This window comes from Leclercia adecarboxylata, assembly GCF_035787115.1.
Taxonomy (GTDB): domain Bacteria; phylum Pseudomonadota; class Gammaproteobacteria; order Enterobacterales; family Enterobacteriaceae; genus Enterobacter; species Enterobacter adecarboxylatus_E.
Window position 1 is genome coordinate 1 of record NZ_JALKTL010000018.1, and the last position, 2,701, is coordinate 2,701.

2 protein-coding genes are annotated in these 2,701 nt (G+C 45.0%); both read right to left on the reverse strand.

Annotation, left to right across the window (positions count from 1 at the left end; all coding sequences use genetic code 11):
• Positions 1 to 206: 206 nt before the first annotated feature.
• The gene (locus tag MXM41_RS22620) at positions 207 to 1,178 is read right to left on the reverse strand and encodes a ParB/RepB/Spo0J family plasmid partition protein (protein WP_325934482.1); all 972 of its coding nucleotides are present in this window, start codon (positions 1,176 to 1,178) and stop codon (positions 207 to 209) included.
• A complete protein-coding gene (gene sopA / locus MXM41_RS22625) occupies positions 1,178 to 2,344 on the reverse strand; it encodes a plasmid-partitioning protein SopA (protein ID WP_159340470.1) in 1,167 nt (388 codons plus the stop codon). Before sopA ends, MXM41_RS22620 begins: the two co-directional genes overlap by 1 nt.
• Positions 2,345 to 2,701: the final 357 nt, after the last annotated feature.

A 2,701-nucleotide genomic window follows, 5' to 3' on the forward strand; every position in this document is an offset into this window, starting at 1 on the left:
GGTTGTGACCGTGGTCCCATTTGAGTGGTTGTGACCGTGGTCCCATTTGAGTGGTTGTGACCGTGGTCCCATTTGAGTGGTTGTGACCGTGGTCCCATTTGAGTGGTTGTGACCGTGGTCCCATTTGTGTGGTTGGGACCGTGGTCCCATTTGAGTGGTTGGGAGCACGGTCCTGAAAAGGCTAAAGCAGGAAGATTACTACCGAATCAATGCTTGTTTTTCTTCGTAGCTAAAAGCTCAAGCATTTCTTCAAACTTCCCAATGTTTTCCTCGGAAAGCTTGGAACGATCTAGGCTGATAATCACTTTATTTCCTTTATACCGCACTGTTGCTCCAGGAACGAACTCGTGCTTTTCAGGAGCCTGATTTAATTTCTTGTTGGGATCTTTAAGCAACGCTGTAAGAGATTGAATTATTTCATCAGCCTCAAGTATAACCCCCGCTTTTCTTTTCCCTGATAACTCAGATGCTCCCTCAAGTAGAAGAGCTTCATTTTCAGAAAAGATTTTCTGTAAGTTTTCGCCAGCTCTCGCGGAAAGTTCGCCAGGATGAGAGAAGAGTGCGATGACATCTCTTGGTAACTTAGAAGTATTAATGCATCTGGTTATGATTTTTCTTGAGATGTTTTCAGCGTCAGCCAGGGCAGAAATATTCCCATTAAACTCATTAGCTAAACGCTGGGAATATCGCTTACCTCTTTCATAAGCACTCGTAGGCCTGTAATCATTTCCAAGTTTACATAAAGCATCCATCTGTTCGTCATCAAGGGTGCCGACAAGTATGCGATATTCAGTAGATGTCAGAATGGCAGTCATGCGACGGCGGCTGCCATCAGCAACTTCTATATGACCGTTGACCTTACGACCAAATGCCGGATTTTGCTGGCCAGACAGTAAAAACGATGGGATGAGATCGTCTAAGGAATCTTCTGTTAAAAATGCCTGATCACGTTCATTACCAGCCCAGACCTTTGTTGAGCTGGCAACATCTGCACCAAGGATGGTCTCGAGAACAAACTTCACTTCTCGTCCACAGACGGGAAGGGTAATAGTATTGCCCTTTGCCATAGCACCCACTCGAGCAATGAGTGTATCAACCATAGGAGCTGCAGGGGCTGTTACAGTAGTCGCAGGAGCAACTGATGGGGTAGATTTAGGGATGATAGGTGGGCGTTTCATTAACGGATCTCCCAACGAGGTTTAATGAGACGGTCAAAGATTTCATTACAAACCGGCTCCCAAATTGCGAGTGCATTCCTCCATGCTCCTGTAGAAGAACGCTGATCAATAGCTTGTTCGAACACAGTTCTCATTCGAATCTGCCCTTTACCTACTTCATCCGTTTCACGTACTACGTTTTTGAGCACCATGCTTCCCCATGCATCCCTTATTTGCTCTTCCATCCATGGCGACTGGGAACCGTTATTATTATTGTATTTAGTAAGCAGGATCCTGACATCTGGCTCGAACCCCTGGAGATCTACGTTTTTCAACAAATCCCTCAGCATGTCGAAAAATTGCAGGGCAGAGGTATAGTCAAAGAGTTCTGCAGGCGTAGGAACTAACAACACATCTGCAGCACAAACAACGTTAATTGTGCCGATACCAAGGTTAGGAGCACTATCGATAACAACCACATCGTAATCATGGGCTACCGTTTCAATGGCCAGCCTTAGCATCATGTGAGGTTCTGTCGGCAGCTTTCCTTCGTCAAAACGTCCCATCAACTCAGTTTCAATACGATGTAAGGCCAGACAAGAAGGGATGATATCAAGGCCAGGCCAGCATGTTGGTTTTACCGCATATGAAGCATCATCTCGTTCACCGAGATAGAAGGGGAGTAGAGTATCTTCAGAATGAATATGTAAATCAGGAACCCAACCATGGTACATCGAGGCCGTACCCTGCGGATCGTTGCCTTCGACTAACAGTACGCGAAGCCCTTTTAAAGCCAAATCCTGAGCAAGATGAACGGAGACAGAAGTTTTATAAACCCCACCTTTATGAGCTGCAACACCGATTACCGGAGGTAAGCTTTCATCTGGTCGGCGAAGACGGGTACCAAACACATCTCGCATATGATTTATTTGCTCGATGGTATAGCCCACACGCTGTTCTACGCGTCCTCGCAATTCCATATCTGGATGCGGCAATCGTCCTGCTTTTTCAGCGTCACGAATAGCCTGGGATGATACACCGATCAGATCGGCTGCCTCACCAACACGCCACCGGCGGGTTATTTTCCTTGCTTCAGGGCTATCATCATTAAATTGAGCAATTGCGATGGCTTTCGTCATCTCATGGCCAGCTGCAATGCATTGGTTAAGCGTATCCATTAATCCCATTCGAAACTCCTTTAATCAACTTTGCATCATTATATTAAATCTTGAAAAAACAAGCAAAGCAACGAAAAACCTGCAAACATGCTAAAAAAATGCAAAGCGCATCAAATCCTGCAAAGTTGATAACTTTTTAAACAGAATCCTTCGTCAAAATTAGAGGGTTAAGAAAGTTTGAATATTACTGGACAATAGTTAACCACAAAGCCCTCCAAAAGGAAGGATTTCTTTATCGTATGAATTGCCACGGGTTTAACAGACACCTCAGAGTCATTTAAGATGGCTTAAAGAGAGGTGCCCATGAGCGGTAAGCGTTATCCCGAAGAGTTTAAAATTGAAGCAGTCAAACAGGTTGCTGATCGT

Excerpts from the sequence above, each read along its gene's own strand:
- MXM41_RS22620 (WP_325934482.1), bottom strand. The coding sequence starts at position 1,178 with ATGAAACGCCCACCTATCATCCCTAAATCTACCCCATCAGTTGCTCCT.
- sopA (WP_159340470.1), bottom strand. The coding sequence starts at position 2,344 with ATGGGATTAATGGATACGCTTAACCAATGCATTGCAGCTGGCCATGAG.